22 protein-coding genes and 1 tRNA gene are annotated in these 25,648 nt (G+C 72.2%); 7 read left to right on the plus strand and 16 right to left on the minus strand.

The window, feature by feature from the left end; all coding sequences use genetic code 11:
• Positions 1 to 11: 11 nt before the first annotated feature.
• From tatC to MTO99_RS04745, 7 genes are read right to left on the minus strand one after another with little or no spacing between them, the layout of a single operon-like run.
• Positions 12 to 767, minus strand: a complete 756-nt coding sequence (gene tatC, locus MTO99_RS04715; protein ID WP_243558950.1) for a twin-arginine translocase subunit TatC — start codon at positions 765 to 767, stop codon at positions 12 to 14.
• Between the two features lie 52 nt (positions 768 to 819).
• Complete coding sequence (gene tatA, locus MTO99_RS04720) at positions 820 to 1,056, minus strand: twin-arginine translocase TatA/TatE family subunit (RefSeq protein ID WP_243557423.1); 237 nt, start codon at positions 1,054 to 1,056, stop codon at positions 820 to 822.
• Between the two features lie 38 nt (positions 1,057 to 1,094).
• The gene (locus MTO99_RS04725; RefSeq protein ID WP_243557425.1) at positions 1,095 to 2,072 is read right to left on the minus strand and encodes a helix-turn-helix transcriptional regulator; all 978 of its coding nucleotides are present in this window, start codon (positions 2,070 to 2,072) and stop codon (positions 1,095 to 1,097) included.
• On the minus strand, positions 2,069 to 3,079 hold the full coding sequence (locus MTO99_RS04730; protein ID WP_243557427.1) for a helix-turn-helix transcriptional regulator: 1,011 nt from the start codon (positions 3,077 to 3,079) through the stop codon (positions 2,069 to 2,071). Before MTO99_RS04730 ends, MTO99_RS04725 begins: the two co-directional genes overlap by 4 nt.
• Positions 3,080 to 3,138: 59 nt before the next feature.
• On the minus strand, positions 3,139 to 4,074 hold the full coding sequence (locus MTO99_RS04735; protein WP_243557429.1) for an FKBP-type peptidyl-prolyl cis-trans isomerase: 936 nt from the start codon (positions 4,072 to 4,074) through the stop codon (positions 3,139 to 3,141).
• Positions 4,075 to 4,120: 46 nt separating this feature from the next.
• Entirely contained in the window at positions 4,121 to 5,176 is a 1,056-nt protein-coding gene (locus MTO99_RS04740; protein WP_243557431.1) for a tRNA (adenine-N1)-methyltransferase, read from the minus strand.
• Positions 5,173 to 5,841 carry an HAD family hydrolase gene (locus tag MTO99_RS04745; RefSeq protein ID WP_243557433.1) on the minus strand — a complete coding sequence of 223 codons (669 nt, stop codon included), beginning with the start codon at positions 5,839 to 5,841 and terminating at the stop codon, positions 5,173 to 5,175. The genes MTO99_RS04740 and MTO99_RS04745 overlap by 4 nt, the downstream gene beginning before the upstream one ends.
• Before the next feature lie 75 nt (positions 5,842 to 5,916).
• Here MTO99_RS04745 and MTO99_RS04750 point away from each other — a divergent pair, with 75 nt between their 5' ends.
• Positions 5,917 to 6,822, plus strand: a complete 906-nt coding sequence (locus MTO99_RS04750) for a PAC2 family protein (RefSeq protein ID WP_243557435.1) — start codon at positions 5,917 to 5,919, stop codon at positions 6,820 to 6,822.
• Positions 6,823 to 6,950: 128 nt separating this feature from the next.
• Here MTO99_RS04750 and MTO99_RS04755 read toward each other — a convergent pair whose 3' ends face one another.
• Positions 6,951 to 7,769 carry an undecaprenyl-diphosphate phosphatase gene (locus MTO99_RS04755; RefSeq protein WP_243557437.1) on the minus strand — a complete coding sequence of 273 codons (819 nt, stop codon included), beginning with the start codon at positions 7,767 to 7,769 and terminating at the stop codon, positions 6,951 to 6,953.
• A 65-nt stretch (positions 7,770 to 7,834) separates the two neighbouring features.
• Positions 7,835 to 9,160 (minus strand): M20/M25/M40 family metallo-hydrolase, encoded by a 1,326-nt coding sequence (locus MTO99_RS04760; protein WP_243557439.1) that lies wholly within the window; start codon positions 9,158 to 9,160, stop codon positions 7,835 to 7,837.
• Positions 9,161 to 9,248: 88 nt separating this feature from the next.
• On the opposite strand from MTO99_RS04760, the gene MTO99_RS04765 reads away from it, so the two are divergent.
• Positions 9,249 to 9,332 (plus strand) — tRNA-Leu (locus MTO99_RS04765).
• A gap of 155 nt (positions 9,333 to 9,487) precedes the next feature.
• Here the strand turns inward: MTO99_RS04765 and MTO99_RS04770 are convergent.
• Positions 9,488 to 10,021: a peroxiredoxin gene (locus MTO99_RS04770; RefSeq protein WP_243557441.1), complete on the minus strand. Its 534-nt coding sequence runs from the start codon at positions 10,019 to 10,021 to the stop codon at positions 9,488 to 9,490.
• Between the two features lie 235 nt (positions 10,022 to 10,256).
• On the opposite strand from MTO99_RS04770, the gene MTO99_RS04775 reads away from it, so the two are divergent.
• The 5 genes from MTO99_RS04775 to MTO99_RS04795 all read left to right on the plus strand — a co-directional run bounded on the left by MTO99_RS04775 (position 10,257) and on the right by MTO99_RS04795 (position 18,453).
• Positions 10,257 to 11,504 carry a Fic family protein gene (locus tag MTO99_RS04775; protein ID WP_243557443.1) on the plus strand — a complete coding sequence of 416 codons (1,248 nt, stop codon included), beginning with the start codon at positions 10,257 to 10,259 and terminating at the stop codon, positions 11,502 to 11,504.
• A gap of 96 nt (positions 11,505 to 11,600) precedes the next feature.
• A complete protein-coding gene (gene imuA', locus MTO99_RS04780) occupies positions 11,601 to 12,317 on the plus strand; it encodes a DnaE2-dependent mutagenesis accessory factor ImuA' (protein ID WP_243557445.1) in 717 nt (238 codons plus the stop codon).
• Positions 12,314 to 13,861, plus strand: a complete 1,548-nt coding sequence (locus MTO99_RS04785) for a DNA polymerase Y family protein (protein WP_243557447.1) — start codon at positions 12,314 to 12,316, stop codon at positions 13,859 to 13,861. Before imuA' ends, MTO99_RS04785 begins: the two co-directional genes overlap by 4 nt.
• A gap of 8 nt (positions 13,862 to 13,869) precedes the next feature.
• On the plus strand, positions 13,870 to 17,553 hold the full coding sequence (locus MTO99_RS04790; RefSeq protein ID WP_243557449.1) for an error-prone DNA polymerase: 3,684 nt from the start codon (positions 13,870 to 13,872) through the stop codon (positions 17,551 to 17,553).
• 9 nt (positions 17,554 to 17,562) lie between these two features.
• Entirely contained in the window at positions 17,563 to 18,453 is an 891-nt protein-coding gene (locus MTO99_RS04795; RefSeq protein WP_243557451.1) for a DUF3097 domain-containing protein, read from the plus strand.
• Positions 18,454 to 18,615: 162 nt separating this feature from the next.
• On the opposite strand, the gene MTO99_RS04800 is transcribed toward MTO99_RS04795, so the two are convergent.
• The 6 genes from MTO99_RS04800 to MTO99_RS04825 all read right to left on the minus strand — a co-directional run bounded on the left by MTO99_RS04800 (position 18,616) and on the right by MTO99_RS04825 (position 25,630).
• Positions 18,616 to 19,368: an SDR family oxidoreductase gene (locus MTO99_RS04800; RefSeq protein ID WP_243557452.1), complete on the minus strand. Its 753-nt coding sequence runs from the start codon at positions 19,366 to 19,368 to the stop codon at positions 18,616 to 18,618.
• Positions 19,369 to 19,555: 187 nt separating this feature from the next.
• A complete protein-coding gene (locus MTO99_RS04805; RefSeq protein ID WP_243557453.1) occupies positions 19,556 to 20,656 on the minus strand; it encodes a VIT1/CCC1 transporter family protein in 1,101 nt (366 codons plus the stop codon).
• A 212-nt stretch (positions 20,657 to 20,868) separates the two neighbouring features.
• Complete coding sequence (locus tag MTO99_RS04810) at positions 20,869 to 21,345, minus strand: Lrp/AsnC family transcriptional regulator (protein ID WP_243557454.1); 477 nt, start codon at positions 21,343 to 21,345, stop codon at positions 20,869 to 20,871.
• A gap of 170 nt (positions 21,346 to 21,515) precedes the next feature.
• Positions 21,516 to 22,994 (minus strand): APC family permease, encoded by a 1,479-nt coding sequence (locus MTO99_RS04815; protein WP_243557455.1) that lies wholly within the window; start codon positions 22,992 to 22,994, stop codon positions 21,516 to 21,518.
• Between the two features lie 57 nt (positions 22,995 to 23,051).
• The gene (locus MTO99_RS04820; RefSeq protein WP_243557456.1) at positions 23,052 to 24,389 is read right to left on the minus strand and encodes an acyl-CoA dehydrogenase family protein; all 1,338 of its coding nucleotides are present in this window, start codon (positions 24,387 to 24,389) and stop codon (positions 23,052 to 23,054) included.
• Positions 24,386 to 25,630, minus strand: a complete 1,245-nt coding sequence (locus MTO99_RS04825; RefSeq protein WP_243557457.1) for an acyl-CoA dehydrogenase family protein — start codon at positions 25,628 to 25,630, stop codon at positions 24,386 to 24,388. Before MTO99_RS04825 ends, MTO99_RS04820 begins: the two co-directional genes overlap by 4 nt.
• Positions 25,631 to 25,648: the final 18 nt, after the last annotated feature.

Below are 25,648 nucleotides of genomic sequence, written 5' to 3' on the forward strand. Positions count from 1 at the left end.
ACCCGCCGCGATCAGGCCAGCGCCGTGCCGAACTCGGCCTCCTGGCGCCTCGCGACCCGGCGATCGTGCAACCACGCGATGAACCAGGCCGCGAAGTAGAGCACCACCATCGGGATCGCGAGCAGGAACATCGAGACGACGTCGGCGGACGGCGTGGCGATCGCCGTGAACAGCACGATCACGAGGATCGCGACCCGCCACGACTTCAGGATGCCTGCGGCGCTCAGGATGCCCGCGAAGTCCAGCAGCACGATGAACACCGGCACGACGAACGCGATGCCGATCGCGACGACGAGCTTCGTGACGAAGTCGACGTACTCGCGCGCCGTGAACAGCGCATCGCTGCCGTCGGGCACGAAGCTCGTCATCAGCCGCACGATGTTCGGCAGCACGAACCATCCGGCCGCGCAGCCGGCGAAGAACAGCGGGATCGCCGTGAGGAAGAAGCCGAACGTGTATCTGCGCTCGCGGGTGTTCAGCCCCGGCACGAGGAACGCGAAGATCTGGTACAGCCACACGGGGCTCGAGATCACGATGCCGATCGTGAACGCGATCTGCAGCTGCAGGTCGAACGCGCTCGAGATGGTCGGGAAGATGATCGCCGTCTTGTCGCCCCGTGCGTCGGCGACGTTCTGCACCGGCGCCTGGATCGCCGTCCAGACGTACGCGCTGTTCAGCCACCACCCGATGCCGGTGCCGACGGCGATCGCCGCCGCGGAGATGAACAGGCGGCGGCGCAGTTCGAGCAGATGCGCACCGAGCGACATGCGCCGCTCGCGGTTCTTGCCGCCGCCGCGCTCCTTCACCGCGGTCACGTGGTCAGCTCTTGGTGGTGTCCGTGCTGCTGCCGGTCGCCTTCGGCTGGTCGGTGGCGGCGTCGGCCGTGTCGGCGCCGGTGCCGTCGGCCGCATCGCCGTCGGACCGCACCTCGTTCTTCAGGATCTTCATCGACTGACCGAGGCTCCGCGCCAGGGCGGGCAGCTTGGGCGCGCCGAACAGCAGCAGGATGACCACGAGGATGATCAGGGCATGCCAACCGGTGAAGCCTTGAAACATGGGGTTCGTCCAATGCTCGGATGAATGGTGCAGACAGTCTACCCGTCGTACCCGGCAAGCCCCGCCTGAGCCCAGGCTGCGACCGCATCACGAGCCTCGTCGGGCGCCACGACGGTGACCAGCCCGCCGAGCCCCGCGACGAGACGCTTCAGCCCGTGGTGGTGCGCGACCCGCAGCGTGACCCGCAGTCGCCCGTCGGCCTGCGCCTCGGTCGACGCATCGGCGAGGTAGTCGGCGATGAGCGCCAGCGCGTCGGGCGCCACGTCGACGACGACGTCGAAGTCGGTGTCGGAGGCCTGGAAGAGCGTCGACGGCAGCACGGCGCCGACGTGCTCGCCGATCGGCTCATCGGTGACGACCAGCTCGGTCATGCGGTCGACGCGGAAGTTACGCACGTCGAGCCGGGTGTGGCAGTACGCCTGCAGGTACCAGTCGGCCCCGTCGGAGAGCACCCGCAGCGGGTCGGTGCGTCGGCGCATGTGCTCGCCCTGAGCGTTGCGGTAGTCGAACTCCAGCTGCCGGCCGGCCTCGACGGCCTCGCGCACGAGCGCCAGCGAGGCATCCGACTTCGCCTCCTCCGCCCCGAGCGGGACCGGGTCCTCCGACGCCCCCTCGGCGAGCTTGCGCTTCAGCGACGCCAGCTGCGCGCTGTCCCGGTTCTCGGGCAGGGTGCTGAGGTACTGCACGGCGGTGATGAGGGCAGCCGCCTCGCGGGAGCTCAGCCGCGGCGCGTCGTCGATCGCCACGTGGTGGACGATGATGATCAGGTCTTCGTCCTCGAAGGCGCCCCAGTCGATGTCGAACAGGTCGTTCGCCTGGTACGTGCCGGTGTCGCCGGGCAGCCCCGAGGTCGCGATGCGTTCGACGGCGGCGCGGATCTGCACCTCGTCGACGCCGAAGTGCGCGGCAGCCTCGGCGACGCCGACGACACGACGTTCGAGCAGGTACGGCACGAGCGCGAGCAGCAGCAGGAGCTTGTCGGGCGCCTTCTGGGCGCGGGGGCGTCGGTCGGTCATCGCGCCTCCTCGCGGTGGGCGGCGACGACGGCCGCGAGCCGGTCGCGCACCCGCGCACGCAGCGACTCGGGTGCGATCACGCGCACCTCGGGCCCGTACGAGGCCAGTTCGTCGGCGAACACCACCTCGTCGGTGTAGTGCAGCCGGATCACGCGCCCGTCGCGTTCGGCCGCCCGCCGCCCGAGGCGCACCTCGGCGTCGCTGCCGGCGTCGACCTCGAGGTCGGCGACGTTGGCGAGTCGCAGCGCCTCGAGCTCGGCGAGCACGCGGTCCTGCACGCCCGGCTCGGGTGGGTCGAAGGTCGAGTTCGGCACGGATGTCACGGGGCCGGTGATGCGGCGCAGCAGAAACGTGCGCGGCGCGTCGAGATCGCGGTCGTGCCCGTGCACATGCCAGCGCCCCTCGTGCAGCACGAGCGCGTAGGGGTCGACCGTGCGCTCGCGGGGCGCCTCGGATCCGGGGCGCAGGTAGCGGAACCGCACCGTCTGATGCCGGTCGAGCGCCTGCCGCAGCGGGTCGAAGGCGGCGTCGCGCACCCGCAGACGCGGTGCGTAGCCGATCAGGGGCTCGCGCGGTTCGATCCCGAGGGCGCGCAGCTTCGTCAGGGCGCGCTGCGAATCCTCGGAGAGGGATGCTTCGCGCCACACCTCGGCCGCGAGCCCCAGCAGCCCGATCTCGTCGGGCGTGAAGCGCACCGATTCGGGCAGCTCGTAGCGGCCCTTGCGGATGCGATAGCGCAGCAGCTGATTGTCGCCGGGGTGATCGGGCGACTCGATCGTCTCGAGCGGGATGCCGAGTTCGCGCAGGTGCTCCTTGTCGCGCTCGAACTGGCGCTCGAGGTTCGCGTTGCGACCGGGGCGCGCGTCGTACCGCTCCGCGTAGCCGCGGACCGTCGAGAGGATCTCGGTCTTCAGCAGACCGTGCTCGGTCGCGATGAGCGCGAGCACCAGACTGAACAGTCGGTCGTCGGCCTCGATCCTCGATACGCTGCTCGACTCCCCTGGCACACGAGCGATCATAGTGCCGTGCGGCGGGCCGGCGGCCGCCGCAGCCGTGGTGCGCCCGATCAGACGACGCCGAGGATGTCGACCACGAAGAAGATGGTCGCCCCGCCGGGCACCTGCCCGCTGCCCTGGTCGCCGTAGCCGTCGGCCGGCGGGATGATGATGCCGACCTGCGAACCGACCTTCTGGCCGATCAGGCCCGTCGCGAAACCGGGCACGACCTGCGAGGTGTCGTCGTCGGCGACGGTGAACCGCCCGACGGCGCCCTTCTCCCAGGTGGAGTCGAACACCTTGCCCGTGTCCCAGAGCACACCCGTGTACTGCACGACGACCGTGTCGCCACTCTCGACGACGTCGCCGTCGCCCTGGAGCAGCACCTCGACCTCGGTCTTCGCGGGCGGGTCGGACTTCGGCACCGTGATGCCCGGCCGCCCGTCGGGTGCGAGCACGACCGCGGGGAACCCGTCGCGCGTGAGCGCCGGCGCGCCGTCGGCTCGGGCGGGGAACGCCCGCTGCACGTCGAACACGGCGACGACGCTCGTCTCGGGCGCGGCGCCCGTGGTCGGGTTCGCCGCATCCGCCGGCGGCACCACCACGACCACGCGGGAGCCCTCGCGGGCGCACGTGAGACCCGTGGTGAAGCCGGGCAGCGTGGTCGGGCTGCCGAGCGTGAGCATCACCGGCTCGTCGGGCGCGAACCCGACGGTCTGGATCTCGTCGCCCGTGGTGCCGTCGAACAGCGAGGCGGCGAGCATGACGGTCTGGCCCTCGGCGAGCAGATCGCCCTCGCCCTCGATCACCTCGGTGCACTGGGTGCGCTCGGGGGCGAGCGGCGTCGGGAAGCTCACGGTGGGCACCTCGCCGAAGTCGCCGCGCACCGACACCGCATCGGAGGACGCACCGGGGCTCGTCTCGGCCTCGGTGACTGGCCCGGCGCAGCCGGTGAGGGCGACGGCGAGCGTGCCGGCGACGGCGATGAGCGCGATGGACGAGCGCACGGGACCTCGATTCGATCGACGGGGATGCGGGGAAGCAGCAGAAAGCCTACCCGGCCGTGCCGGGCGTTTCGTCCGAGCCTTCGGACGGCGGTGCGGGTGCGGGAGCGGCGGGCGGAGCATCCGTCTCGCGAGCCAGGCTCGCCGCGGTGCCCGCCGCGCGCACCCGCTTGCGCAGGCTCTTGGCGCTCACGTCCCGCTCGCCGAGGGCGCCGGGCGTCCACGCCTCGACGTCCTCGTCGCTGAAGTCGGTCTTCGACGGCCGGCGCTTCAGTTCGGGCAGCACGGTGCCGGGCGCCAGGCGGCGCGCGGTGAGCAGGAACCCGGTGTGCGCGATCATGCGGTGATCGGGGCGCACGGCGAGCCCCTGCACGTGCCATCCGCGCACCATCGTCTCGTTCGCGACCGGCTCGGTGTACGCGCCGGTCGCGCGGATCGCCTCGGCGACCCGGGAGAGCTGGGTGACCGTTGCGACGTAGCAGAGCACGACGCCGCCGGGCTTCAGCGCGTCGGTCACCGAGCCGAGGACCTCCCAAGGGGCGAGCATGTCGAGGACGACGCGATCGACGGATGCCCCGGCCACCGTCTCGGGCAGCGCGTCGGCCAGGTCGCCGAGCGTGATCGACCAGTTGTCGGGGTCGTCGCCGTGATAGGTCGCGACGTTGCCGCGGGCCACCTCGGCGAACTCCTCGCGCCGCTCGAACGAGTACAGCCGCCCCTCGGGGCCGATCGCCCGCAGCAGCCACAGCGACAGCGCACCCGAACCGACGCCGGCCTCGACGACCGTCGCACCCGGGAAGACATCGGCCTGGGCGAGGATCTGCACCGCATCCTTCGGGTACACGATCGCCGCACCGCGAGGCATCGACATCACGAAGTCGCTGAGCAGCGGCCGCAGTGCGAGGTACTCGATGCCGACCGCGTTCGCCACGACCGAGCCGTCGGGCAGCCCGATCAGATCGTCGTGCAGGATCGGGCCCTTGTGCGAGTGGAACACCTTGCCCGGCTCGAGCGTGATCGTGTGCATCCGGCCCTTCGGGCCGGTGAGCTGCACCCGGTCCCCGGCCCGGAACGGGCCGGCCTGCGCCCCGCGCGCGCCGGTCATGCGCGGACTCCGGCGAACGCGGCGGCCACGTCGTCGGCGGTGCGGCCGTCGAGCGTCGGCCACAGCAGATGATGGGGGGCGTCGTCGAGAGCGAGGATGTTCGGCACGCCGATCGTCACCGCGCCCGCGGTCGCCGCCGACGTCAGACCGGCCGGGGAATCCTCGAACGCGACGCAGTCGCCGATCGCGACACCGAGCGACTTCGCGGCGGTCAGGTACGGCTCGGGATGCGGCTTCGGCTCGCCGACCTCGTCGCCCGTGACCAGCAGATCGAACGCCGGGAACGGGATGGCGTCGACCACGTCCTGCGCCATCGAACGGACCGACATCGTCACGAGCGCCGTCGGCACATCGGCCTCGCGGAGCGCTCCGAGCAGTTCCCGTGCACCCGGACGCCACGGCACGCCGAACTCGGCGAGCTGCTCGCGCACCCGCTGCGTGAGCGTCGCGACGATCGTGTCGGCGTCGAGCTCGACCCCGTAGCGCTGGAACACCGCCGCCGACTCCCAGAGCCCCGTTCCGACGAGCTGGAGCGCATCGTCGTGGGTCCAGGTGCCGCCGAACGACTCGACGAGCTCGGTCTCGGCGGCGATCCAGTACGGCTCGGTGTCGACGAGCGTGCCGTCCATGTCCCAGAGGACGGCGGCGGGAAGGCGAGTGGTCACAACGGGCAAGTCTACGGGCAGCGCCTATTGTGGGGTGGAGACCCCGGAGGTCGAGGTCGGAAACGGGGTACCCGGGTGCATCAGCCGGTCGAGTTCGGGAGCGGGCGACTGCTCGTCGTCGCCTTCGAGGGCTGGAACGACGCCGGCGAAGCCGCCAGCGGCGCCGCGCGCCTGCTCGTGGACCGGCTCGGACTCGTCGAGATCGCCGCCGTCGACCCCGAGGTGTACTACGACTACCAGTTCAATCGGCCGACGGTCGTGTCGGGCGACGACGGCGTCCGCCGCATCGAATGGCCCGGCGCCGCCCTGCTCGGGCCCGGCGGCCTCCGCGACGACGGCGAGGATGCCGTCACGGGGCCCGGAGCCGCCGTGCTGCACGTGCTGCTGGGCGCCGAGCCGGCGCGCAGCTGGAAGAGCTTCGCGTCGGAGCTCATCGACGCGGCGCTGGCCGCCGACATCGATGGCATCGTGCTGCTCGGCGCCATGCTCGCCGACGCGCCGCACACCCGGCCGCTCATGGTGTTCGCGTCGAGCGAGAACCCCGACGTCCGCGCCTCGCTCGGCGTCGAGCGCTCGAGCTACGAGGGCCCGATCGGCATCCTCACCGTGCTCGCCGACCAGGCCGAGCGGGCGGGCATCCCGACCGTCACGCTCTGGGCGTCGGTGCCGCACTACGTGCACAACGCGCCCTCGCCGAAGGCGGTGCTCGCGCTGCTGGCCAAGCTCGAAGAGCTCACGGGGCTGTCGATCCCCCGCGGCAGCCTCGAGGTCGACGCCGCAGCCTGGGAGGCCGGCGTCGACGCCCTCGCCGCCGACGACGAGGAGATGGCCGGCTACATCGAGCAGCTCGAACGCGCACGCGACGCGGTCGACGCGCCCGAGGCGAGCGGCGAGGCGATCGCGAAGGAGTTCGAGCGATACCTGCGTCGGCGCGGCGACCAGCGCGGCGACGAGCCGTGGCGTCCGCGCGACGGCATCTGAGTCGCTCCCTGAGCCTGTCGAAGGGAGCCCACCCGCCCGCTTCGACGAGCTCAGCGAGCCCCCGCTCCCTGAGCCCGTCGAAGGGAGCCCACCCGCCCGCTTCGACAGGCTCAGCGAGCCCTGCACGGTCAGGCGTCGATGACGCCGGTGCCGAGCAGGACGAAGATGAGCCCGCCCAGCAGGATGCGGTAGATCACGAACAACAGGTAGCTGTGCCGCGAGATGTACTGCATGAAGAACGCGATGATGAGGATCGCGACCACGAACGCGACGAGCGTGGCCGCCGCCGTCTCGACGGGGCCGTAGACGCTGGGCTCGCCGATGCTCTTGGCCACTTGGAACAGGCCCGACCCGAACACCGCGGGGATCGCGAGCAGGAACGCGTAGCGGGCGGCCGCCCCGCGCTCGTAGCCGAGGAACAGCCCCATCGAGATGGTGCCGCCCGACCGCGAGACGCCGGGAATGAGCGCCAACGCCTGCGCGAGTCCGAACAGGATGCCGTGCCCGTAGGTGAGCTGATCGAGTTTGCGGGTCTTGCGGCCGGCCCAGTCGGCCAGGCCGAGGATGACGCCGAACACGACGAGCATGGTGGCCACGATCCAGAGCGACCGGAACGTCGTCTCGATCTCGTCCTGGAACAGCAGCCCGAGCACCACGATGGGGACGGATCCGAGGATGATGAGCCATCCCATGCGGGCGTCGGGGTCGTTGCGGGGCACGCGGCCGGTGAACGAGCCGAACCAGTGCGAGACGATGCGCACGATATCGCGCCAGAAGAACACGACGACGGCCGTCTCGGTGCCGAGCTGCGTGATCGCGGTGAACGCCGCGCCGGGGTCCTGGGCGCCCGGAAGGAACTCGCCGAGGATGCGCAGGTGCGCGCTCGAGGAGATCGGCAGGAACTCCGTGAGCCCCTGCACGAGACCCAGGATCAGGGCTTCGAGCACGTCGTCACCTCCTTCCGCCTCCGCGGAAGGACGGAGACCCGGGACCGGCCCCGTCGAATCGGTCGTCAATAGTCGAGCAGCAGGTCCCGGAGGACCTGCCTCCCGAATGCTAGCGCGTCGAGCGGGACCCGCTCATCGACCCCGTGGAACATCGCCGGGAAGTCGAGCGTGTCGGGCAGGCGCAGCGGAGCGAACCCGTACCCGCGGATGCCGAGCCGGCTGAGCGATTTGTTGTCGGTGCCGCCGCTCAGCAGGTACGGGAACACCGCGGCACCCGGGTCGTGCGCGCCGATCGCTCGCGTGACGGCATCCACGAGCGGCCCGGAGGTGGGCGCCTCCAACCCGACGTCGCGATGCACGATCTCGATCTCGATATCGTCGCCCACGATCTCGCGCACCCTCGCGAGCACGTCGTCCTCCTCGCCCGGCAACGTGCGGATGTCGACGAGCGCCTCGGCCAGGTCCGGGATGACGTTGTGCTTGTACCCGGCCTGCAGCACGGTCGGGTTCGTCGTGGTGCGCAGCGTCGCGGTGATGAACCCCGACGCCGACCCCGTGGCGAGCGCGAGCTCGTCGGGCGAGACCCGTTCGGGATCGACGCCGAGTGCGGAGGCGATCTCGCCGAGGAGCTCGCGGGTGGTGTCCGTGAGATGCACCGGCCATTCGGTGCGGCCGAGCGCGGCGATCGCTTCGGCGAGCCGGGTGACCGCGTTGCTGCGGATGAGCCGCGACCCGTGCGCCGCGGTGCCGCGGGCGCGCAGCCGCACCCAGACGAGCGCCTTCTCGCCGGTCTGCAGCAGGTACGCGCGCGTGCCGCCCACGGTGATCGAGTAGCCGCCGACCTCGCTGATCGCTTCGGTCGCGCCGGCGAACAGGTCGGGATGCTCGTCGACGAGCCAGCTCGCCCCGTACTCGCCGCCCGCCTCCTCGTCGGCGAAGAAGGCGACGACGAGTTCGCGCTCGGGCAGCTTCCCGGCTCGCAGGATGTCGCCGAGCGAGGTGAGGATCATGGCATCCATGTCCTTCATGTCCACGGCGCCGCGCCCCCACAGGCAGCCGTCTCGGATCTCGCCCGCGAACGGGTCGACGCTCCAGGTGCGCGGGTCGGCGGGCACGACATCCAGGTGGCCGTGCAGCACGAGCGCGGGCTTCTCGGCGTCGCGCCCGGGAACCCGGGCGACGACGCTGGCCCGGCCGGGCGCGGACTCGACCATCCGCGGCTCGAGGCCGAGGGCCGCGAGCTCGGCTTCGACGTACTCGGCGGCCTCGCGTTCCCCGTTGGAGCGGCCCTCGCCGTGGTTGGTGGTGTCGAGGCGGATGAGGTCGCGGGCGATGCGCGCGGTCTCTTCGAGGTCGGTCGGAACGGGCGCGGGCACTGCGGATTCGGCCATGCGCTCCACCGTAGCGAAGTGGTCAAAGGCACCTCGCAAACCGTGCTAATGTCTTCTACGGCCGCTGAGGGATCAGCGGCGGACACACGCGCGGGTGGCGGAAATGGCAGACGCGCTAGCTTGAGGTGCTAGTGCCCGAAAGGGCGTGGGGGTTCAAGTCCCCCCTCGCGCACGATGTGTCGGAAGGCCCGGATCGGTTTCGATCCGGGCCTTCCGTGTGTCCGGGTCCGGCCTGCGCCGAAGCGGCGGCGGGTCGTGACGATCCGTATCGGCCCGCTACTGCTCTCCGCCGCGCTCCACCGGCACTCGACCGGGATGCGCTGCGGGTCAGCTGCCCGTAGGAGTGCTGAGGATGGCGAGCAGGTCGCGCGGGTGAGAGGCCGCGTCGGTGATCTCGAGCTGCGCCATGACGATCACCCGGTCACGAACGACGAGGGTGGCTCGCTTGTAGAGCTCCACCCCGTCATAGCTGAACGTCTCGAGCCCGAGCGCTCTGCCGAGCTTCATCTGCGGGTCGGACAGCAGCGGGTAGGGCAAGTGCAGACGCTCGGCCGCCTCCCGCTGATACTCGGTGTCTTGCGTCGACAGACCAAAGATCGACAGGCCGATCAAGGAGAACTCCGCGGCGAGGTCACGAAACTCGCACGACTCGGCCGTGCACCCCTTCGCTCCTGGAATGAGCGCCCAGTCATCGCCCTCGGGTCGATCAGGACGCCCCGTGCGCGGATAGATGAACACGACGAAGTCGCCGAGAGGCTCCTGAGCAAGGTCGACGACATGGCCGGTCGTCGCCGGGAACCCGAGGTCTGGGACAGCCATCCCGACGAGGCGCTGACCCGACTCGGCAACCTGATCGCTCACCGCACTATTCTGCCACCGCTCGTCGCCATTGCCGCCGCATCGTCACCGAGAACACGTCGCCGCGCTCGGTGCGTGGCTCGCCGCGCCGGATGCCGGACGACGACCCGTCGAGGACTGGCTGGTCTGAGAGGCCGCGCACGCTGCAATGCCGGACGGGACGCGTGGCATCCGGTTCTCCTATTTTCCGGTTAGTTCATCTAAAGTGGAAATAGCACACGGCTGACGGGAGGCTCTCATGAGCACGTACGTCGAGCGGTTGTGGCATCCCGAAGACGCCGGCGGGCTGAGCCGGCGAGACCGCACCCCGGGCCGCTACCTCGCATACGTCCCCGACGAGCTGGGCGACCGCCTCCCCGCGCTCGGCAGCGAGGCGCAGGCCGCCGCCGAGGACGCGTTGGCGGTGCTGGCTCGGGCGGATGAGCGCATCGGCCCGCGCGGCCGCTACCTGAACCATCTGCTGATCCGCTCGGAATCGATCTCGTCGTCCTGGATCGAGGGCAACCGCGTGACGCCGAAGCGCCTGGCGATCGCCGAATTGCTCCACCAGGGGCCGAGGCAGGCCCTGGACGTCGTCGCAAACGTGCGGGCGACCGAGGCCGCGATCGCGGACCTCGCCGACCGCGACCGGCCGATCACCGTGGACGACATCGTCGCGCTCCAGCACGTCATCGAGCCGCGCCTCGAGCGCGGACTCCGGCAGGAGCAGAACTGGGTCGGCGGTCCCGGGTGGTCGCCGTTGCGGGCGGAGTTCATCCCGCCGCCCGAGAGTGAGGTGCCGCGCCTGGTCGCCGACCTCGCCCGGTTCACGTCGGCGACGTCGGGCAATCCCGTGGTGCGGGCGGCGATCGCGCACGCCCAGTTCGAGACGATCCATCCGTTCATCGATGGCAACGGGCGCACCGGGCGCGCGCTCATCCACACGGTGCTGCGCCGGGCGGATGCGCTGCGGCACACGCTCATCCCGATCAGCACGGTCTTCGCCGGCGACACCGACCGCTATCTCGCCGGTCTCACCGCCTATCGGGCCGACCCGCCGAGGCTCGACGACTGGGTGATCGGGTTCGCGCAGGCGGCCGAGCGCGCAGCCGGCAACGCGGTGCGACTCGCCGACGACATCGCCGCGCTCGACGAGCAGGTGCACGACGAACTGGTCGCGTATCGGCGCGAGCGCGGGCTGAATCCCGCGGTGCCGCGCCGGGACGCAGTCGTGCTGCGCATCCTCGAGTCGCTCGCCGCAGAGCCCGTGCTCACCGCGGAGACCGTCAGTACGGGCCTCGGCGTCTCCCCCTCCGCCGCGCACCGGGCGCTCACCGAACTGGCCGACGCGGGCATCCTCGGCCGAGCGAAGGGAGGCGGTCGCTTGATCTGCTGGACCGCAGACCGCCATCTCGCCCTCGTCGCGCTCACCGAACGCAGCAACCGCGTCGGCGGCGGCGACACCCGGCACCGCAAACCCCGGCGCGGGCCGGCGGCGCCGGTCTGAGCCGCATCGACGGGACGTCGGCGGCGATCCCCGCACGGCGCGGACGCGTGGCATCCGCGACTTGCTTCATTCGAACGAATGTTCGAAACTGGGCGGGTGACCGTACCTGCTCCATCGCCCGCCGACTCCCGGCTCGACCGGGTCGGCGAGCTGCAGTCGCGCATCCGCGGCATGGAGGCCACCCGGCTCGACACGCGAGCGGTGCCCACCCACCCGGCGCTGGCCGAGGTACTGCCCGGCGGCAGCCTGCGCGAGGGCACCGTGGTGCAGGTCGACGGCTCGACGAGCCTGGTCATGGCGTTGCTGGCGGGGCCGTCGCAGAGCGGGCGCTGGTGCGCGGTGGTGGGTCTGCCCGACTTCGGCGTCGAGGCGGCGGCGCGGTTCGGCATCTCGCTCGATCGGCTCGTGCTGGTGCCCGATCCGGGCGGGCAGTGGCTGACGGTGGCGGCCACGCTCGCCGAAGTGATCCCCATCGTGGCGGTGCGGCCGTCGGGGCGGGTCTCCCCCGCCGAGGCATCCCGACTCGCGGCCCGCATCCGCCAGCGCGGGTCGGTGCTCGTCGCCGCCGGCGACTGGCCCGGCGCCGACACCGTGCTCGAAGTCGCGACGAGCGAATGGGCCGGTCTCGAACCGGGCCACGGCGCGCTGCGCGAACGCGAGGTCGAGGTGCGGGTCGGCGGGCGCGGCGAACTCGCGCGCGGCCGGCGCGCGCGGTTGCGGCTGCCCGAGCGAGGGCTAGCGGCGACGACCGAACCCTCCGAGCCGGATGCCCCGCTCACCCCCGTGCTGCCGCTCGAACGGCGGGCCGGATGACCGACCTCGCCCGCACGATCGTGCTCTGGTGCCCCGACTGGCCGGTACTGGCCGCCGCCCGCGAGGCGGGCCTCGACCCGTCATCGCCCATCGCGCTCACCGCAGGCGGCCTCGTGCACTCGTCGTCGGCTGCGGCCCGCCGTGAGGGCGTCATCCGCGGCCTGCGACTGCGCGAGGCGCAGCTGCGCTGCCCCTCGGTCGCGGTGCTGCCCTACGATGCGGCGCTCGATGCGCGCGCGTTCGAGCCGGTCGTGCGCGCGGTCGAGCAGGCGGTTCCGGGCGTGCAGGTGGTGCGGCCCGGCACGCTGGCGATGCGGGCGCGCGGCCCGGTGCGCTACTACGGCGGTGAGGATGCCGCGGCGCAGGCGCTGCTCGCGACCGCGACGTCGGCCGGCGTGCCCGACGCCAGGGTGGGAGTCTCCGACGGGCCGTTCGCGGCCGAGCAGGCCGCTCGCGGCACCCGGGTCGACCGGCCCGTCGGGGTCGTCGACGCCGGAGCATCCGCGGAGTTCCTCGCCCCGCTGCCGGTACGCCTGGTGGTCGAGCCGCGGGTCGCGACCCTGCTGCAGCGGCTCGCCGTGCGCACGCTGGGCGAGTTCGCCGCGCTGCCGGCCGAGGACGTCCGGCGCCGGTTCGGCGCCGCGGGCGCGTTCGCCCACATGCTCGCGGCGGGGCGCGAGGGCACCCGGGTCGCGCCGCGCACTCCCCCGCCCGAGTTCGCCGTCGTGCAGGAGTTCGAGCCGCCGCTCGACCGAGTCGACCAACTCGCGTTCGCGTTCCGGGTGCGGGCCGAGGAGTTCATCGACCGCATGCGCGCGGCACGACTCGTGTGCACGGCGATCCGGGTCGAGATCGACGACGACCGCGGTGAGCACTCGGGCCGGGGGTGGCTGCATCCGCGCTGGTTCACCGCGGCCGACGTGGTCGACCGCATCCGGTGGCAGGTGCAGGGCTCGGGCAGCGTCGACCGCGGGCTCGCCGCGCCGATCGCACGGGTTCGGGTGGTACCCGAGCGGGTCGACTCGACCGGCAACCATGAGGAGGGCCTCTGGGGCGGGGGGCCCGACGAACGCGTGCACCACGGGCTCACCCGGGTGCAGAGCATGCTCGGCCACGAGGCGGTCGTCACGGCGACGGTCGGCGGCGGCCGCATGCTCGCCGATCGGCAGGTGCTCGTACCGTGGGGCGACCGGCCGCCCGAGCGACGCGACGGCGACGCCCCGTGGCCCGGCAGCCTGCCCGCGCTCGCACCCGCGAGCGTGTTCCGCGAACGGCCCCGGGCGGTGCTCCTCGACGCAGGCGGCGCGACCGTGACGGTCGACGACCGCGGCGCGGTGTCGGCCGCCCCGGTCTCGTTCGCGGTCGGGGGCGGCGAGCCCGCCGCGGTGCGAGCGTGGGCGGGGCCGTGGCCGGTGGTCGAACGCTGGTGGGATCCGGTGCACGCGCGGCGCGTCCACCGGTTCCAGGTGGTCGACGACGACGGCTGCGCCTGGTTGCTGGTGCGCGACGACGACGGCTGGCAGGCCGAGGCTCGGTACGACTAGGAACGGCGATGGGCTGGAACAACCCCGAGATCCCCTGGTCGGAGCTCGAGCGCACGCTCTCCGATCGGCGCCGCCCCGACCAGAGCCGGTCGAAGCTCATCGCCGACGGCGGCGACAGTCCGGCATGGAGTCGCAAGCGGCATCCGTACCGGCCCTCGGTGCCCTTCGATCAGCTCAGGGGCCCTCTCGACGGCCCGGTCGTGCCGTACGCCGAACTGCACGCGCATTCGGCCTACAGCTTCCTCGACGGCGCGTCGATGCCCGAGCAGCTCGTCGAGGAGGCGGTGCGGCTCGGCCTCACCGGCCTCTCGCTCACCGACCACGACGGGTTCTACGGCATCGTGCGGTTCGCCGAGGCCGCCGAGAGCTTCCCCGACCTCACCACCGTGTTCGGCGCCGAACTCTCGCTCGGGCTGGAGAAGCGACCCCTGAGTTCGTCGAAGGGCGCGCAACCCAACGGTTCCCTTCGACGAGCTCAGGGAGCCCCTCGGCCAGACCCCGAGGGCGATCACCTGCTCGTGCTCGCCCGGCGCGAAGCGGGCTACCACCGGCTCGCGGGCGCGATCACGGCGGCACAACTCGCCGGCGGCGAGAAAGGCAGACCGGTCTACGACCTCGACGACCTCGCCGCGCGCGCGGGCGACGACTGGATCGTGCTCACCGGGTGCCGCAAGGGTGCGGTGCGCCGAGCGCTCGCAAGCGAGGGGCCGGATGCCGCGTGGCGCGAGCTCGACCGGCTGGTCGCGCTGTTCGGCGCCGAGCACGTGGTGGTCGAGCTCACCGACCACGGGCACCCAGACGATCAGGTGCGCAACGACGTGCTCGCCGGCCTCGCCGCACGCGCCCGGCTGCCGATCGTCGCGACGAACGCGGTGCACTACGCGACGCCGCCCGAGCATCGGCTCGCGTCCGCGCTCGCCGCGGTGCGGGCCCGGCGCAGTCTCGACGAGCTCGACGGCTGGCTGCCGGGCTCCGACGGGCAGCACCTGCGGTCGGGCGCCGAGATGCACGCGCGGTTCGCACGGTATCCGGGGGCGGTGGCCCGATCGGTGTCGCTGGCCGAGGAGCTCGGGTTCACGCTGCGCAGCGCCCGGCCGAGACTGCCGAAGCAGGAGGTGCCCGACGGGCACACGCCGATGAGCTGGCTGCGCGAACTGGTGTGGCAGGGCGCGGCCGAGCTGTACCCCGGTGTGCCCGACCACGTGCGCGCTCGGCTCGAACAGGAGCTCGCGGTCATCGAGCAGAAGGACTTCCCCGGCTACTTCCTGATCGTGCACGACCTGGTGCGCGAGGCGCGCCGCCGGGGCATCCTCTGCCAGGGGCGCGGTTCGGCGGCGAACTCGGCGGTCTGCTACGCGCTGCGCATCACCGCGGTCGACTCGATCGGCTTCAACCTGCCGTTCGAGCGGTTCCTGTCGGCGCTGCGCGACGAGGAGCCCGACATCGACGTCGACTTCGACTCCGACCGGCGCGAAGAGATCATCCAGTACGTCTACGCGAAGTACGGGCGCGAGAATGCCGCCCAGGTTGCCAACGTCATCAGCTACCGCCCGAAGAACGCGGTGCGCGACATGGCGAAGGCGCTCGGGTACTCGCCGGGCCAGCAGGACGCCTGGTCGCGGCAGGTCGAGCGATGGGGCGCGGTCGTCGAGACCGACGACCACGACATCCCGCAGCCGGTCGTCGAGCTCGCCGAGCAGGTGCTCGGGTTCCCGCGGCACCTCGGCATCCACTCGGGCGGCATGGTGCTCACCGATCGCCCCGTCGGCGAGGTGGTGCCGATCGAGCACGCCCGCATGGAGCACCGCACGGTGCTGCAATGGGACAAAGACGACTGCGCGTGGATGGGGCTGGTGAAGTTCGACCTGCTCGGCCTCGGCATGCTCGCGGCCCTGCAGTACACGTTCGACCTGATCCGCGAGACGACCGGTGAGGAGTGGGACCTGGCGAGCCTGCCGAAGGAGGAGGCGGCGGTCTACGACATGCTCTGCCGGGCCGACTCGATCGGCGTGTTCCAGGTCGAGTCGCGGGCGCAGATGGGCACGCTCCCCCGCCTGAAGCCGCGCGAGTACTACGACCTGGTCGTCGAGATCGCGCTCATCCGGCCCGGTCCGGTGCAGGGCGGGGCGGTGCATCCGTACATCCGCCGTCGCACCGGCGAAGAGGAGGTGACCTACCTGCACCCGAAGCTCGAGCCGGTACTGGAGCGCACGAAGGGGGTGCCGCTCTTCCAGGAGCAGCTCATGCAGATGGCGGTCGCGGTCGGCGACTGCACGCCCGCCGACGCCGACCTGCTGCGCCGCGCGATGGGCTCCAAGCGCGGGGTCGAGAAGATCTCACGGCTGAAAGAGAAGCTCTATGCGGGCATGGCGCGCAACGGCCTCTCGCCCGAGGACGCCGACCTCGTCTACGGCAAGATCGAGGCGTTCGCCAACTTCGGCTTCGCCGAGAGCCATGCGCTGAGCTTCGCGCTACTCGTCTACGCGAGCTCGTGGCTGAAGCTGCACTACCCGGCGGCGTTCCTGGCCGCGCTGCTGCGCGCCCAGCCGATGGGGTTCTACTCGCCGCAGACGCTCACCGCCGACGCCCGGCGGCACGGGGTGAAGGTGCTGCGGCCCGACATCCAGCGGTCGGGGGTGCATGCGGGGCTCGAGGCGCGCCGGGGCCCTGAGCCCGCCGAAGGGACGCCCGCTTCGACAGGCTCAGCGAACCCAGCACGCCCTGAACCCGCCGAAGGGACGCTCGCTTCGACAAGCTCAGCGAACCCGGCACGCCCTGAACCCGCCGAAGGGACGCCCGCTTCTACAAGCTCAGCGAACCCAGCACGCCCCGAGCCCGCCGAAAGGACGCCCGCTTCGACAAGCTCAGCGAACCGAGCGGCTCCGACGGGCATGCCGTCGTGCGCGGACCCGGTGCAGCCGCCGGTCCCGAAGGAGTTCGACCGCGAGGCGCCCGACCGATCGGCCGAGCACCGACGCGACGGGGCGTACGCGGTGCGCCTCGGCCTCGCCGACGTCTCGTCGATCGGCGAGAAGACCGCGGAGCGCATCGTCGCGGAGCGCGAACACGGCGGCCCGTTCCGCGACATGGCGGAGGTGTCGAGACGGTGCGGGCTCGAGGCATCCGAACTCGAAGCACTCGCCGCGGCCGGAGCGTTCGCCTCCTTCGGGCTCGACCGGCGCCGGGCGCTCTGGCTCGCGGGCGAGGCCGCGCAGGATCGCGAGGAGTTCCTGCCGGGGTCGGTGGTGGTCGTGCAGCCGCCGCTGCTGCCGCTGCTCACCGAGGCCGAGCAGGTCGTGTACGACCTGTGGGCCACCGGGATCTCACCCGACGATCACCCGATCCGGCACATCCGCGACCAGCTCGACGCCCGCGGAGTGCTGCGGGTCGACCTGCTGCGCGACGCCGAGTCGGGCCGGCGCATCGAGGTCGGCGGCGTGGTCACGCACCGGCAGCGTCCCGCGACCGCGTCGGGCATCACGTTCCTGAACCTCGAGGACGAGTCGGGCACGGTGAACATCATCGCGGGGGTCGGCGTGTGGAACCGGTACCGACGCATCGCCCGCGAGGCGCCCGCGATGATCGTCCGCGGCATGCTCGAGCGCAGTCGCGACGGCATCGTGAACGTCGTCGCCGACCGGTTCGAGTCGCTCGCCGTGTCGGCCAAGCATCGCTCGCGCGACTTCCGTTAGCCTCGACCGGTGCCCGCTCCCGCCTCCCCCTTCGACGGCCCAGACCGCTACGGCTCCGACGTGCTCGCAGGCGACTGGCGTGCCCGCGGGCGCCGCGTCATCCCCGAGGTGCCCGCCGACCGCGATCTCGTCGTCGAGCTCGCTGCCGACGGGTTCTGCGGCGCCGTCGTCGCCGTCGAGAAGCAGACCGTCACGCTCGAGGACCGGTTCGGCAAGCGCCGGCTGTTCCCGCTCGGGCCGGGGTTCCTGGTCGACGGCGAACCGGTGACGCTCGTGACGCCGACGCGGGCCGCGCCCGGTGCAGGCGGCGCGGCCCGCCCGGCGCCCGCGCGCACCGCATCGGGCTCGTTCGCCGTCGACCACGGCCGCGCGAAGGTCGCACTGCCGAGCCGCATCTTCGTCGAGGGCCGGCACGATGCCGAGCTCGTCGAGCGGGTGTGGGGTGCCGACCTGCGGGTCGAGGGCGTCGTCGTCGAGTACCTCGAGGGCGTGGACTTGCTGCCGCAGTTGCTCGACGAGTTCCGCCCGGGCCCCGGGCGCCGTGCGGGCGTGCTCGTCGACCACCTCGTGCCGGGATCGAAGGAGCAGCGCATCGCCGACGCGGTCGCGCGCGGCCCGCACGGGGCGAACGTGCTCGTGGCGGGGCATCCGTTCATCGACATCTGGCAGGCCGTGAAGCCCGGCCGTCTCGGGATCGACGCCTGGCCGGTGATCCCCCGCGGCACCGAGTGGAAGCACGGCATCTGCGCCGCGTTCGGCTGGCCGCATGCCGACCAGGCCGACATCGCCCGCGCGTGGCAGCGCATCCTCGGCCGGGTGCGCACCTATGCCGACCTGGAGCCGGCGCTCCTCGGCCGCGTCGAGGAGCTCATCGACTTCGTGACCGCGCCCGAGCACTGAGCCCGGCTCCGCCCGCTCCCCGCCCCACCTCGCGGATCAGGAATTCCCGCCGTGACGTCGGCGTGTCGCGGCATCCGCACCGGCGTGTCATTGAGAAATTCCTGAGCCGCTGTGCGGAGTGGTGCCGCAGAACCGAACGTGCCCGCCCATCCGCCGGGCGGCTCAGATCGAGAACCCGCCGTCGCTCTTGATGAGCTGCCCGGTGACCCAGTGCGCGTCGTCGGAGACCAGGAACCGCACGAGCCGCGCCGCGTCGTCGGGCGTGCCGAGCCGGCCCGTCGGCTGATGCGCGGCGAGCGCCGCCCGGGTGTCCTCGTCCATCCACCCCGTGTCGACCGGGCCAGGGTTCACGAGGTTCGCGGTGATGCCGAGCGGCGCGAGCTCGCGAGCCGCAGCGATCACGATGCGATCGAGTGCGCCCTTGCTCGCGCCGTAGGGCACGTTGCCGACGATGTGGTCGCTCGTGAGGGCGACGATCCGCCCGCCGCCTGGCGGCACCTGCCCGGCGAACGCGCGGATGAGGAGCCACGCTGCCCGCGTGTTGACCGCGAAGTGCCGGTCGAAGCTCTCGGGCGTGGTGTCGAGGATGCCCGAGTCCACGCTCTCGGCGTGGGAGAGCACGAGCGCGCCGACCGATCCGAGCGCGTCACCCACGTCGGCGAGCAACCGGTCGGGCACGGTCGGGTCGGAGAGGTCCGCCTCGAAGGCGACGGCCCGCCGCCCGCTCGCCTGCACCGCCGCGACGAGCCGGTCGGGGTCGTTCGCGGGGTCGCCGCCGAGCGGAACCCGCTGCTCGTACGCGCGCCACGAGGTGAATGCGACATCCCACCCGTCGGCGGCCAGCGCGAGCACGATCGCATGGCCGATGCTGTTCGAGCGCCCGACACCGGTGACGAGGGCGATGGGAGCGGTCATCCGACCATCCTGACACGCGCCCGCGCGACCTCGCTCACGCAGGCCGGCCGCCCGCGACGCGCGGGTGCCGCCCGTTCCAGGCATGGTGTGCCGATGCAGGTACCGCCGGCGATCCCTCCGTCGGAACACGGTGCCGTGAACGTGAGGCCGCGGCCGCCGGGCGACCGCGAGGCGGCAGGCGGCGCGACTAGGCGATGGTCGCGCCGAAGGCGAGGCCGAGCAGGTACGTGACGGCCGCCGCGCCGAGGCCGATGCCGAGCTGTCGCAGCGCACGCTTCCACGGCGACGCCCCCGAGAGCACGCCGACGGTCGCCCCAGTGACGATGAGCGCGAGGCTGACCAGCACGGTCGCGAGCACCACGGCGGGCAGACCGTTCATCCCGAACAGGTACGGCAGCACCGGGATCACCGCGCCCGACGCGAAGAAGCAGAAGCTCGACAGCGCGGCTGCCCAGGCGGTGCCGACAGCCTCGTCATCGTGCTCGACCGCGCCGAGCGCGCCGGTGGGGAGGCGCGATTCCTCCGCCGAACGCACGCGCATGAGCGCGAGCGCCGCCTCCTCGACCGCCTCCTGCTCACCCAGTCCGCGAGCCCGGAACACGAGCGCGAGCTCATTGGCATCGAGGTCGAGATGACCGAGCGCGTCGCGGATCGCGGGATCAGGGGCGGATGCCTCGAGCAGCTCGCGCTGGGATCGCACCGAGACGAACTCCCCCGCGCCCATCGACAGGGCGCCCGCGAGCAGCCCCGCGATGCCGGTGAACAGCACCACCGAGGCGGGCACCCCGGTGGCACCGATGCCGAGCACCAGGGCGAGGTTCGAGACGAGTCCGTCGTTCGCGCCGAACACGGCGGCGCGGAACGTTCCTGCGAGGCTCCGTCGTCCGCGCGCGGCGAGCCCGCGGACGACCTCGCCGTGGATCTGCTCGTCGGCCGCCATCGCCGGTGTCGCGTCGGGGTCGGTGGCATACGGCGAGCGGCCCTCGGCCTGCTGCGCGAGCGCGAGCACGAAGATCGAACCGAACCGGCGCGCGAGCGCGGCGAGCATGCGGGTTCGCAGGTCGGCGCGCGGGATGCCGGTCTCGTCACCGCCCAGCAGGGCGAGCCAGTGCGCTTCGTGCCGGCCTTCGGCTGCGGCCAGCGCGAGCAGGATCTCGCGTTCCTCGCCCGTGCGACGGGCGGCGAGCTCGCGATAGACGGCGCCCTCGGCGCGCTCGTCGGCGAGGTAGCGGCGCCACCTGGCGCGGTCGGCCGGGGTGCCGGTCTTCGCTGGGCGTGCGTCATCCATGGTGCTCCCGAGGGTCGGCGGGGCGGGTGGACGGACACTCCGGATCGCCCGCCCCGCCACGTGAACGGGCCGCATCGGCGGCCCGCATCCACGCTACCGATCGGGTTCGCCGGGAATGTCCCGTTCGCCCGGATTGGCAGCATTTCGGAGCCCCGAACGGGCGGCTCGGTGCGACGGGCGCGAGCCGCGGAGCATCCGACCGCTGCCGCCCGTCAGCCGATGAGGTGCTGCCACCCGTCGCCGTCGACGTGCTCGAAGATGAGGTTCGTCTCGGTGTGCGCGACCGCGGGATGCCCCGTGAGGTGCGCCAGCACGAACTGGCGCAGCTCCTCGGCGTCGCGGGCGGCGACGTGCAGCAGGTAGTCCTCGGCGCCGGCCATGTGGAAGACGCCGAGCACGCCGGGCAGGTGCGGCACTTGGGCGCGGAACGCGTCGATCTCGGCGCGATCGTGCTTCACCAGCCGGATGGCGATGAGCGCCTGCAGCGACACGCCGACCGACGCGAGGTCGACGTCGACGTGGAATCCGCGCACCGTGCCGCCCTGCTGCAGTCGGCGCAGCCGAAGCGAGACGGTCGATTCGGCGACCCCGACCTCCTGTGCGAGGGCCGCTCCGGACGCCCTGGCGTTCTGCGAGAGCGCTGTCAACAGCGCACGGTCGATGCGGTCGAGATCGAGGGGCTGCGCCACGGAGGGACTCCTTCGGTCGGAAATCGCAGGATGCTGCATCCTATCGGGATGCATCGAAGATGCTGCACGTGCGTGCAGGAGCACGCGCGTGCCGGAGCACGCTCGCGCCCGGAGCACGCTCGCGCCCGGAGCCGGCCGAGCGACTCCGGGCGCGGCGGTGCGGCGACGGTCTACTCGAGGTGGGCGCTAACCCGACGCGAGACGATCGGGCCGAGCGCGAACGCGAGGACGAACAACGCGATGATGCCCCACGAGAACGGCCCGTACCCGTCTTCGGCGACGAGCACCGGCAGGTTGACGAACACCAGCGCCGCGAACAGCGCCAGGCCGGCCAGGCCGAGTCCGGGCGCCACGATCGTCTTCCACGCGCCCAGCTCGTTCGGGGTGCGCCGGAAGATCACGATGACGGCGACACTCGTGAGCACGAGCAGCAGCACGATGCCGACCGACGAGATGCCGCCGAGCCAGGTGTAGAACTGCCCGATCGGGTCGAGGCCGAGCGCGACCGCCGCCGCGATGAGCACCGCGACCGTGCCCGACGCGGTGAGCGAGGCGCGCGCCGGCGACCCGTGCCGGGCGTGCGCGTCGCCGAGCGCGTGCGGAAGCACGCCGCGACCCGCGAGCGTGAAGATGTACCGCGACACGATGTTGTGGAACGAGAGGATGCACGCGAACAGGCTGGTGACGAACAGCACCTGGATGATGTGGCCGCCGACGGCGCCGAGGTACTGCTCGGTCGTGGTCGCGAGGATGGTTCCGGCGTTCTCGGAGGCGTTCTCGACGATCGTGCTCTGCCCGTTCGCCGAGATGAGCACCCAGCTCGACAGCGTGTAGAACGCGCCGATCAGGATGAGCGCGATGTAGGTCGCGCGCGGGATGGTGCGCTCGGGGTCGCGGGCCTCGTCGCGGAAGACCGCGGTCGCCTCGAAGCCGATGAAGCTCAGGATGGCGAACAGGATCGCGAACCCGGGAGCGCCCGACAGGATGTGCGCGGGATCGACGATGCCCGTCGAGAACCCTTCGGGACCGCCGCCGGAGAAGATCACGACCGCGTCCAGCGCGAGCACGATCAGCACCTCGGCGATGAGCAGCACCGCGAGCACCCGGCCCGAGAGCTCGATCTTGAAGTACCCGAGCGCGCTGACCACGACGAACCCGATCGCGGCGTAGACCCACCACGGGATGTCGGGCGCGCCGTAGGACTTCAGCAGCTCGTTCGCGCCCGGACCGAACAGGCCGAACACGCCCGCCTCGAGCGCGACGTACGACAGCAGCGCGGCGAACGCGGCGCCGAGACCGGCCCCGCGCCCGAGCCCCTTCGCGACGTAGGCGAAGAACGCGCCCGCCGACTTCACGAACGGTGTCGCGTTCGTGAAGCCCACCGCGAACAGCAGCAGCACGGCGGTCACGACGATGAACACGAACGGGAACCCCGCTCCGTTGCCGAAGGCGATGCCGAGCGGAACGGGGCCGCCGATCACGCCGAGCGGCGAAGCCGCCGCGACGACGATGAAGACGATGCTCGCGACGCCGAGCGAGCCGCGCAGTCGCCGGACCTCGGGTGGGACGACGGCGGACTCGGGAGCGTCCGTTGCGTCGGCTGCGTCGGGCGGCGCTGCGCTGCGGTCGGCGATGGTCGTATCGGCCATGACGGCCTCCTTCGAGATGGTGGGACGGTGGGTTGGGGGCGGGGCGGATGCCGCGACTCAGCCGGTCGCGGCCTTCGGCACGCCGATCGCCCACTCGTAGGGCGGCTCGGCGTCGTTGACGAGTGCGTCGCCGACGATGCGTGCCTTGAACGCGGCGGGATTGTGGCTCGCCACGGTGCGGGCGTTGCGCCAGTGCCGGTCGAGCGCGAGCGACGTGCTCGTCGCGCTGGCGCCGAGCGCGTCGAACAGGCGGGTGGCGGCGTCCAGCGCGAGCGGCGCGACCGTGAGCTGCGCCTGGGCAGAGGCGAGCTCGGCGGCCCGTTTCGCGGCGGCCCGGGTCTCGACGTCGGCATCGCGCGCGTCGTACGCCTCCTGCAGCACCTCGGCGGCGCGTCGCACGATCGCGTCGGCCGCGAACGCATCGGCCTCGATGCGACCCACGATCTCGAGGATCTGCGGATCGTCCCGGGTGCGCGCGGCGTTGCCGTGACTGAACGTTCGCGCCCGATTCGCCACCTGGTCGGCGGCGTCGCGCGCGGCCGCGCGTGCGATGCCGGCCTGGACGGCGACGAGCACGAGCTGGTACAGCGCGGTCTGGTAGTCGAACCGCTCGGCGAACGGGTACACGTGCTCGCGGCGGACGGGTGCGCCGGAGAACACCGCCGTGCCGCTGCCGGTGAGACGTTGACCGAACCCGTTCCAGTCGTCGCTGACCTCGACGGCGCCGTTCGAGGTGGACACCAGTGCGGCGACCTCGGCGCCGTCGGGGTCGAGCGCGCTGGCGTCGATCCATTCGGCGAAGATCGAGCCGGTCGTGTAGTACTTACGACCGGTGATCGCGAAGCCGTCGGCGGTCGCCGTCAGCCGGGTCGAGGTGTCGCCGAGTGCGACGTTGCCGATCTCGGTGACCGCGTTGCCGACGAGCTCGCCGGCGGCGAACCGCCGCAGCCAGGCGTCGCGCTCGGGGCCGGCGGGCGCGTTCAAGCGGTCCTCGACGAACGCGAGGTGCCCGCGCAGCGCCTGCGGCACGTGCGGGTCGTGGCCGGCCAGTTCCACGAGCAGGGCGAACAGCTGGGGCAGGTCGGCGCCGTCGCCGCCGAACTCGCGCGGGACGCGGACACCGGTGAAGCCGGCGCGTTTGAGTGCCGCGATCGCGTCGTGCGGAAGCTCGCGGTCGAGTTCGCGCTGCAGTGAGCCCGCGCCGATCTCGGCGAAGACCGCGGCGTACTTCGACGACAGCGAAGCAGTCGCGGAGCTGGTCGAAGTGCCCGGTGCCCTCCCTTCGACAGGCTCAGGGAGCGGGTGCCCTTCGACGGGCTCAGGGAGCGGGTGCCCTTCGACAGGCTCAGGGAGCGGGTGCCGTTCGACGGGCTCAGGGAGCGACGGCGTGCTCATGTGTAGAGGCTCACGGGCTGGACGGTGCCGTTCAGGAAGTGCGCACCGACCTCGATGCGCTTGTAGTCGACGGGGTCGTGCAGGCTGTGGGTGCGCAGGTTGCGCCAGTGCAGGTCGAGCCCGATCGCGGACTTCGTCGAGCTCGCGCCGGTGAGTTCGAACACCCGCGAGGCCACCTCCAGGCCCACCTCCGTCGAGACGACCTTCAGTCGGGCGACGTCGATCTCGATGGCGGCGCGGTCCTCGGCGGTCGTCGCGCGACCGAGCGCGACCACGTCGTCGTAGCGACGGTTCAACCGGTCGGCGAGCGCCTCCACGGCCGCGGTGCGCGAGACCAGTTCGCCGAAGGCGCGGTGCGTGACGGGGTCGTCGGCGTAACGGTCGACTCCCGACAGGAACCAGGCGTTCGGGCGGGCCCGGGTGAGCGCGGCGCCCTGCTCGAGCGCGCCTTCGGCGATGCCGAGGTAGATGTTGCCGAAGAGCAGCTGGACCCCCGGCGTCACGACCGACGAGAACGGCTCGTCGCGGTCGACGCCGATGACGTCGGCCTCGGTGACGACGACGTCGGTGTACTCGACTCCGCCGCTCGCCGAGGCGCGGTACCCGATGTTGTCCCAGTCGCCGAGGTGCCGGATGCCGTCGCGGTCGGCGTCGAGCGCGAAGACGACGAGTTCGCCGTCGTGCCGGCCGCCGACGGCGACCGCCCCGGCGACGATCACGTCGGCGACCGCGGCACCGGTGGCGAACGCCTTCCGCCCGTTCAGCAGGTACCGGTCGCCGTCGGCGACGAGGGCGAGGTCGGGGCTGACCGGATTGAACGAATCGCTCCAGATCCAGTGGCCGGCGGCGCTTCGGGCGAGCACATCGCGCGCTCGCGAAGCATCCGTGCCGTAGAAGACCGCGCAGGCCTGGTTCAGCCAGCTGTACCCGAGGATCTGGGCGACGGATGCATCGACGCGCGCGATGGTGCGCGCGACCGCGAACGCCGTCTCCCAGTGCGCGCCGTGCCCGCCGGACTCGACCGGCACCAGCAGGTCGGCCAGCCCGCTCTCCCGCAGGAGCGCGACCGGGGCGACGGGCAGGGCGTTGGAGCGATCGCGGTCGACGACGTCGACGGCGAGCGCCGCCGCGACGTCTCGGGCGACCGCGATCCAGCGCTCCCGCTCGGCGTCGTCCGCGTGACCGCGCCACGGTGCGAACGGTTCGATGCGGCTCGAGCTGGGGGATGGTGCGATGGTCATGGCGAGTGAGCGTGCACT

This window comes from Agromyces larvae, from assembly GCF_022811705.1.
In the GTDB taxonomy this organism is placed as follows: Bacteria; Actinomycetota; Actinomycetes; order Actinomycetales; family Microbacteriaceae; genus Agromyces; species Agromyces larvae.